The 8477-nt window shown below is 71.0% G+C and carries 6 protein-coding genes; 5 read left to right on the plus strand and 1 reads right to left on the minus strand.

What is annotated here, in order from left to right; genetic code table 11:
• From groL to AB1578_19505, 5 genes are all read left to right on the plus strand, one after another.
• The coding region (gene groL / locus AB1578_19485; GenBank protein MEW6490077.1) for a chaperonin GroEL at positions 1 to 1643 on the plus strand (1643 nt) is incomplete at its 5' end.
• A 186-nt stretch (positions 1644 to 1829) separates the two neighbouring features.
• A complete protein-coding gene (locus tag AB1578_19490; GenBank protein MEW6490078.1) occupies positions 1830 to 4160 on the plus strand; it encodes a PAS domain S-box protein in 2331 nt (776 codons plus the stop codon).
• Positions 4161 to 4162: 2 nt separating this feature from the next.
• Positions 4163 to 4537: a response regulator gene (locus AB1578_19495; protein ID MEW6490079.1), complete on the plus strand. Its 375-nt coding sequence runs from the start codon at positions 4163 to 4165 to the stop codon at positions 4535 to 4537.
• 316 nt (positions 4538 to 4853) lie between these two features.
• Positions 4854 to 6062, plus strand: a complete 1209-nt coding sequence (locus AB1578_19500; GenBank protein ID MEW6490080.1) for a cytochrome c biogenesis protein ResB — start codon at positions 4854 to 4856, stop codon at positions 6060 to 6062.
• A complete protein-coding gene (locus AB1578_19505; protein MEW6490081.1) occupies positions 6059 to 7396 on the plus strand; it encodes a protoglobin domain-containing protein in 1338 nt (445 codons plus the stop codon). The genes AB1578_19500 and AB1578_19505 overlap by 4 nt, the downstream gene beginning before the upstream one ends.
• 15 nt (positions 7397 to 7411) lie before the next feature.
• Here the strand turns inward: AB1578_19505 and AB1578_19510 are convergent.
• Positions 7412 to 8477 (minus strand): type VI secretion system contractile sheath large subunit (locus AB1578_19510; GenBank protein MEW6490082.1); only part of this gene is annotated, 1066 nt, incomplete at its 5' end.

Here is an 8477-nt window from a genome sequence, read left to right on the forward strand (position 1 = left end):
CTGCAAAGAAGATCGAGTACGGCCAGGAGGCGCGGGGCGCACTGCTCAAGGGCGTCGACACCCTGGCCAACGCCGTCAAGGCCACCCTCGGCCCCAAGGGCCGCAACGTCATCATCGAGAAGAGCTGGGGCAGCCCCACCGTCACCAAGGACGGTGTGACCGTCGCCAAGGAGATCGAGCTCAAGGACAAGTTCCAGAACATGGGCGCCCAGATGGTGCGTGAGGTCGCCTCCAAGACCTCGGACGTGGCGGGTGACGGCACCACCACCGCCACCGTGCTGGCCCAGGCGCTGTTTCGGGAAGGGTCTCGCCTGGTGGCCGCCGGCCACGACCCCATGGACATCAAGCGGGGCATCGAGGCCGCGGTGGAGAAGTGCGTGGGCAAACTCAAGGACCTCTCCAAGCCGGTGAAGGACCGCAAGGAGATCGCCCAGGTCGGCACCATCTCCGCCAACAACGACCCCACCATCGGCGACATCATCGCCGAGGCCATGGACAAGGTCGGCAAGGAAGGCGTCATCACGGTCGAGGAAGCCAAGAGCATGGAGACCACCCTGGAGGTGGTCGAGGGGATGCAGTTCGACCGCGGGTACATCAGCCCTTACTTCGTGACCAACGCCGAGCGGATGGAGGCCGAGCTCAAGGAGGCCTACGTCCTCATCAACGACGGCAAGATCAGCAGCATGAAGTCGCTGCTGCCCATCCTCGAGAAGATCGCCAACACCGGCAAGCCCTTCGTCATCATCTCCGAGGACCTGGAGGGCGAGGCCCTGGCCACCCTGGTGGTCAACAAGCTGCGCGGCACGCTCAACTGCGCCGCGGTCAAGGCGCCGGGCTTCGGCGACCGCCGCAAGGCCATGCTCCAGGACATCGCCATCCTCACCGGCGGCCAGGTCATCAGCGAAGAGGTGGGCCTGAAGCTCGAGAACGTGACCCTGGGTGACCTGGGCAAGGCCAAGACCATCCGGATCGACAAGGACAACACCACCATCATCGACGGGGCCGGCAGCCAGCAGGCCATCCAGGACCGGGTCAAGCAGATCCGGGCCCAGATCGAGGAGACCACCTCCGACTACGACCGCGAGAAGCTCCAGGAGCGCCTGGCGAAGCTCGTGGGCGGCGTGGCGGTGATCAATGTGGGCGCGGCCACCGAGGCCGAGATGAAGGAGAAGAAGGCCCGGGTGGAGGATGCGCTCCACGCGACCCGCGCGGCGGTGGAAGAGGGCATCGTCCCCGGCGGCGGGGTGGCCTTCATGCGCTGCATCCCGGTGCTCGACAAGCTCAAGCTCGCCGAGAGCCAGATGGTGGGCGTGCGGATCGTCAAGCGCGCCCTCGAGGAGCCCCTTCGCCAGATCGTGGTCAACGCGGGCGCCGAGCCGTCCGTGGTGGCCAACGAGGTGAGGGGCCGCAAGGAGGCCGAGGGCTTCGACGCCTACAAGGAAGAGTACGTCAACATGATCGAGGCCGGCATCATCGACCCCACCAAGGTGGCCCGCTCGGCGCTGCAGAACGCGGCCAGCGTGGCGGGGCTGCTGCTCACCACCGAGGCCATGATCGCCGAGCTGCCCAAGGAAGAGAAGGGCGGCGGCATGCCCGGCGGCGGCATGGGCGGCATGGGCGGCATGGGCGACATGGACATGTAGCCGTTTCCATACCCGGAAGCAGGCGAAGGGCCCGCGGGATTCCCGCGGGCCCTTCGTACGTGTACGGGTGCGGTGAGCCCGGTCGCGGGAGTCCTTCGAGGAGCTCAAGTTCACGGGCCCCGCGGCCGAAAACGTGAGCGCTCGCTTCCGGCTGACCTCCGGCCCGCCTTCCCCGAGGAGTCCCGCTTGTCCCAGAGCCTCCTGCAAGCGGTCGTCGACAACACCGACAACGCCATCCTGGTGCTCGACGCCGGCCGGCGGGTCGCCTTCTACAACCGCCTCTTCTCCCGCCTCTGGGGGTTTTCCCCGGAGTTTCTCGACACGGGCCCCACCATCGACGAACTGCTTCGCGACGCGTGCGCCCGGGGGCTCTACCCGCCCGACCAGGCAGACGAGCTGATCCGGCGCCGGCTCGAACTTTTGCAGGGCCGCGAGCCCCGAACCGTGATCGACACCCCCCGTCTCGACGGCGTCATCGTCGAGGGGTACGCCACCGCCCTGCCCGACGGGGGGTACCTTCTCACCTATCGCGACGTCACCCAGCGCCGGACCGCCGAGGATGCCATCCGGCAGCAGATGGAGTTCACCCGCAACCTCCTCCAGAGCCTGCCCGTGGCCACCTTCGTGGTGGACCGGGAACACCTGGTGCGGTTCTGGAACCGCGCCTGCGAGGAGCTCACCGGCATGCTGGCGGGCGACATGGTGGGGACCGACGAACAGTGGAAGCCCTTCTACCCGTCGCCCCGCCCCTGCCTGGCGGATCTGGTCATCGGCGGGGAGTCTCACCGCCTCGCCGAGCTCTACCCCGTCTGGGGCCGCTCGCGCCTGGGGGCCGACGCACTCCATGCCGAGGGGTGGTACGACCAACTGGGAGGCAGGCGCCGGTACATCGTGTTCGACGCCGCTCCCATCCGGGGGGCCGAGGGGGAGATCGTCGCCGCGGTGGAGACAATCCAGGACTTCACCTCCCATCAACGGGCAAAGGAGGAGCTGGCCTTCCTGGCCCGGGCGGTAGACCAGGCGGTGGAGGCCGTCTTCATCGCAGACGTGAAGTTTCGGGTCCAGTACGTCAATCCCGCGGGCCAGCGCGTCACCGGCCACGGCCTCCAGGAGTTCCTCGGAAGAGACCTTCGCGGCGTTCTGCGGGAGGGGCAGGAGGGACATTCCCCGGAGCAGTTGGAGGAGGCCATCGGGCGGGCCCAGGCGTGGAGCGGCGTGATGCGCCACCGCCACAAGGACGGCTCCTGGCGTCAGGCCGAGTTTTCGCTCTCTCCCCTGTGCGACGAAGCGGGGGCGGTGGTCAACTGGGTGGCCCTGCTCCACGACGTGACCCGCCAGGCCGACCTGGAGCACCACCTGGCCCTCTCCCAGAAGCTCACGGCCATCGGCACCCTGGCGGGCGGCATCGCCCACGACTTCAACAACCTCCTGACGGCGATCCTCGGGTACGCCGAGATGGCCCAGGACGCGGTGGAGCCCGGTGGACCGGCGGCCCGCGACCTGGGCCGGGTGCTCCAGGCCGGCGAAAGGGCGCGGGACCTCGTGGCCCAGATCCTGGCCTTCAGCCGCCAGGAGTCGCAGGTACGCCGCCCCGTGGCGCTCGCAGACCTGGTGATCGAGACCCTGGACTTCCTGGCGGCGTCGTCCCCCTCGTCGGTAGACCTTCGCGGCCCCGCCCGAAAGCCCGACTACGTGGTGTTCGGGGACCCCACCCAACTCCAGCAGGTGATCCTCAACCTGTGCACCAACGCGGTGCAGGCCGTGGGAGACCGGGCGGGCCGGGTGGAGGTGACGCTGGAGGCGCGGGAGGTGGGGCGGGCGGAGGATGGGCCGCTCCATCACCTGGAGCCCGGGCCGTATGTGGTGCTGCGGGTGGCAGACACGGGGTGCGGGGTGCCGCCGGAGGTGTTGTCCCGCATCTTCGACCCGTTCTTCACGACCAAGGCCGTGGGGCAGGGCACGGGCATGGGGCTCTCGGTCGTCCACGGCATCGTCTCCTCCCACGGCGGGTGCGTGGAGGCGAGGAGCGTTCCGGGGCAGGGGAGCCGGTTTTCCGTGTACCTTCCCCGGGTCGAGGCCGGGGCTGAGAAGGATGCGGTCTGCCCCGACGGTGCTACCCTGTGGGGCTGCGGGCGCGTGCTCGTGGTGGACGACGACCCGTTGGTAGCCGAGCTACTGGAGGACATGGTCGGCGGGTTCGGCTACGAGTGCCGGGCGGCCCTGGGAGGCGCCGAGGCGCTGGAGCTCTTGCGCAGCGACCCGGCACGCTTCGACCTTCTGGTCACCGACCGTGCGATGCCCCGGGTCACCGGAGAGGATCTGGCACGAGAGGCGCTCACCCTGCGCCCGGAACTGCCCATCATCCTGGTCACGGGGTTCAGCGATGCCCCGGCCCGGGAGCGGCTGGAGGCCCTGGGGGTGCGAGAAGTCATCCAAAAGCCCATCCGGCGTTCCCAGCTTGCCGAGGCCCTGGGCCGCGCACTCGGCTCGGGGAAGCCGGGGACAGAAAGGGGATAGAAATGGCGCGCGTCCTGGTCATCGACGACGAAGAACCCGTGCGGGCCATGATCCGGCAGATGCTCGAGCGGGCGGGTCACGTGGTGGAGGAGGCCCAGGACGGGGAAGCAGGGGTAAACGCCTTCCGGGCTCGACCCCCGGATCTGGTCGTCACCGACATCCTCATGCCCCACAAGGGCGGGCTCCTGGCCATCAAGGAGATCCGGGCGGTGTCTCCGGACGCCCGCATCATCGCCATCTCCGGCGGGGGCAAGACCGGGCGGCTGAGCTTCCTCTCCACCGCGCGCACGTTCCCCGGGGTGCGCACCCTCAAGAAGCCCTTCCGCCGCGCCGAGCTCGTAGGCCTCGTGGAGGAGGTCCTCCACGGCCCGCGCTGACGCGCCCGTGGGGGGACGGGGCGGCGGAGCGGTTCGGACCCTGGCCAGAATCCACCACCAAATTTTTTGGGCGGGGTCCGGGAGTCCTGGAGCGCAGCCCCGCACCGCCTCGACCGAACCGCGGCAGCGAGGCCGAAAGCGGTGAGGTTCGGCGCGCCGGCTCCCTCGGCTACGCGGCCTCCGAACATCGCGGATTGCGGGGCGGAGCGCAAGGGCTCCCGGACCCCGCTTGCCACCCAGGTGGTGGATCGTGGCTGGGGGGGCGGCTTGACAGCTTCGACACGCCTCTCCTAGGATCGGGCTCCGGAAGGAGCCCATGAGCCGACTGCTGTCCCGCCTCGCGTCCCTGCGCCTGACTCTGGGGCTCCTCCTGACCTTGGCCGCCCTGGCGGCTGCAGGGACGTTTCTGCCCCAGAACCTCGACACGGCGGCGTTTCGGGCGCGCTACCCCGAGTGGGGTCCCCTGCTCCTGGCTCTGGGGCTCGAGCGGTTCTACGCCGGGCCCGTATTTCGGGGCCTGCTTCTCCTCTTCACGGTGAACCTGCTGGCCTGCGCCACGGGCCGCTCCCGGGAGGGCTGGCGGCACGCCCGGGGCAGGGGGCGGCCCTCGGTGCGGGCGCCCTCCGGAGGTGCCGGCTGGGCCGATGCCTTTCGGGTGCGGGGATTTCGCGTGCAGCAAGTCGAGCCTCTTCGCGCGTCCCGGCGGCTCTGGGCCTTCCTGGGATTTCCGCTGGTGCACCTGGCGCTCCCCCTGGTGATGGCGGGCGGTCTGTGGGGAAGCCTGGGGGGCTTCGTGGGGACCCAGAACGTGCACGTGGGGGGCCTCACGCTCACTGTGTACGACTGGTCCCAGGAACGGGACAGGCGGCTCCCCTTCGTGCTGGCGGTGGAAGACTTCCAGACGCTCCACTACCCCACCGAACTCCAGGTGCAGATCCTGGACGCGGGAGAGCCCCGGACGGTCGAGGTCCGGGTCGGGGGCACGGTGCCCGTGGCCGGGAGCCCCTACCGCGTGCGGGTGGCAGACTTCCATCCGTCCACGGGGGACCTGACCTACTGGGTGGGCGGGCCCGACGGGGAGGAGGGCCCCTTCTTGCGGAGCCAGGAGGAGGGCGCCCCTCTTCGGGTGAGGCCCCTCGCGTTTCGCGACCCCCAGGTGCGCCGGGTCGAGGCCCGGGTGAGCCTTCGCGACGAGCGGGGACAGGCCGTCGCACGCCAGGTGGTGGCCATCAACGAGCCCCTGGTGCACGGGGGCCTGCGGATCTACCTCACAGCCTGGGGGGCCGACGCCGAAGGCCGCCCCTTTGCGGGCTTCCAGGTCGTGCGCGACCCGGGACAGCCCCTGGTCTGGACCGGCTCGGCGGCGTTCTCCCTCGGGCTCCTGCTCCTGCTCTTCGGGGACGGCGCTTGGGTGCGCGAAGAAGGGGGAGAGCTCGTGTGCCGGGCGAGCCGGGGCACCGCCCGGGCCCGCACCCTCCTGGCGCCCCCCGGAGGCGACGACCGTCCGACCCGGGTGGCATCGTGACGGATCCCGCGTGGACCGATCTCCTGGCCCTGGGGCCGGCGCAGCGGACGTCTCGCCTGGAGTTTCTCCAGATCGAAGAGCAGGACCGGTCGGCGCTGGCGCAGCTTGCCCAGGTGCTGGCACCGCACCTGGATTCCCTGGTGGAGCAGTGGCACGGCTTCCTCCTGGAGCGCCCCGAGACCCGCGGCCGGCTGCCCCGGGGAAAGGTGGGGGATCACCTGCGGGCCATGCAGGCCCGCTACTTCCGTACCCTGCTGTCGGGGCCCTACGACCGGGACTACTTCGAGGACCGCCTGCGCATCGGGTTCGTACACGAGCGCGTCGGACTGGAGCCCGCCTGGTACCTGGGCTCCTACCGCAAGTTCCAGGACATGGTTCGGGATGTCCTGCTTCGCGAGGGGCACGAGGCGCCCCGGTTGGCCGGGTGGCTGCGGGCCCTGGAGAAGGTCGTCTACCTGGACGTGGAGCTCGCCCTCGACGCTTACTTCCACACGAGAAACCGCACCATTCTCGACGCCAACGCGGCCCTGAACCGGATGGCCCACGAGCTCGAGCGGCGCAACGCCGAGCTCTCGGCCCAGTTTGCCCAGGCCCAGGAGGCGGCCCGCCTCAAGGACGAGTTCCTCTCCGTGGTCTCCCACGAGGTCCGTACCCCGCTCCACGCCATCTTGGGGTTTGCCGACCTCCTGGCCGACGGCATCGAGGGGCCGGTGAACCCTGGCCAGGTTTCGAGCCTCGCGAAGATCCGCCGCCACGGGGAACGCCTGCTGGGGATCTTCGACCAGATGCTCGAAGCGGCGCGCCTGGCCGCCGCCGGTTCCTCCGCGCCCCGGGCCTTCGACCTCCAGCCGGTGCTGGAGCGCGCCGCCGAGGCGGCGCGTCCTTTGGCTCGGGACAAGGGGCTTCTTCTGGAGGTGGCGCTGGAGAACGGGCTGCCGGCGGTGGTAGGGGATCCGGAGGGGTTTGGCCGGGCGCTGGAGCACGTGCTGGAGAACGCCTGCAAGTACACCGCTCGGGGGACCGTGCGTCTGGCGTCGACGCGGGTGGCCGGAGGGGTTCGGGTCGAGGTCTCCGACACGGGCCCCGGCGTACCGGAAGCCCACCGGCACCGCATCTTCGAGCCGTTCCATCAGGTGGAGTCGGGCGACACCCGCACGGCTACCGGCGTGGGCCTGGGGCTCGCCCTGGGGCGCCGGGCACTGGAGCGCATGGGCGGTACCCTCACGCTGGCGGCCTCGGGGCCCCGGGGGAGCACGTTCGTACTGGAGCTGCCCGAGGCGCCGCCGCCGGGTCCGGAAGAAACGGCCGGAGCCGACGCGGACACCCCGCCGTGACCCCTCCCCGGTCCGCTAGTCCCAGGGGCCGGCCAGCGGAGCGGGAGGGTCGGCCAGGGACTGGAACCGCGCCAGGCGCACCGCGTTGCGGTTGCGGTAGCTCAACAGGGGCATGATCCCGCGGCCCAGCACGGCCTCGGCGGCCCGCTCGCCGAGGTACACCTCGGCGCAGGGCACGAGCACCTTCTCCCCGGCCTCTTCCACCACGTGGGCCGGCAGGTCGCCCACCTCCAGGCGGTCCCCCGGCTCCAGGTCCCACCCCCGCTCCCGGAACGCCTCGCCCAGGAGCCGGGCGGCGACGAAGGCCGGGTTGCCCCACAGATAGGCCTCGTGGGGCCGGGCCGGCCCCAGCTCCTCGAAGGCGAAACCCTCCACCGGGTCGGTGGCTCTCCCGTAGGGCAGCCGCAGGAGCACGCGGGGCAGGAGGAGTCCCAGCCCCCGCGCCGCGGGACTGCGGCGCAGCGCCTGCCAGCGGAGCTCGGCCTCCCGCTCCAGGGGCGGCCACTGCCTCGGGTCGGGAGTCTCGGCCAGGGAGCGGCACCCCAGGAGCTCGGGCCGGCCCCGGGCGAGAAAGGGGCCCCCGGCCCGGGAGGCCAAGGCCCCCAGGGCCGCCAGGAGCTCCAGGTCTGCCTGCTTCGGTCCGAAGGCGTAGTCTCCCACCAGCACCCCCCAGGGCGCGCCGCCCGGCGCGCCAGGCCCGCCCTCGTCCACCAGGAGCCGATAGAGAGCCGACCCTGCGAGGTCCGGTCCCGCTTGCCGGAGATCTGTCTCCAGCTCTTCCCGGGTCGCATCCAGGAGGAAGACCTGGAGGTCCTCGTCCAGCTCCAGCTCTGCAACCAGGCCGTGCACCGAGCGCCAGAGGCCCTCCAGCGCCTGGAGCTCGGGTTGGTGGAGCAGCGCCCGCATCCGCTCTCCGATGGCCTCGTCCACGGCGCGCAGGTAGACGTCCCGATGCGGGTCCGCCCCGGGGACCGTGTGCTTTGCCGCCACCTGCTGGAAGAACCGGCTCAGGTCGACCCCGGGGGGACGTGCCGGGGAGACCGGTGCCGGCTCCCCGCGGGGCCGGCCCAGGAGCCGCTCC

This window comes from Thermodesulfobacteriota bacterium, from assembly GCA_040756475.1.
Taxonomy (GTDB): Bacteria; Desulfobacterota; Deferrisomatia; order Deferrisomatales; family JACRMM01; genus JBFLZB01.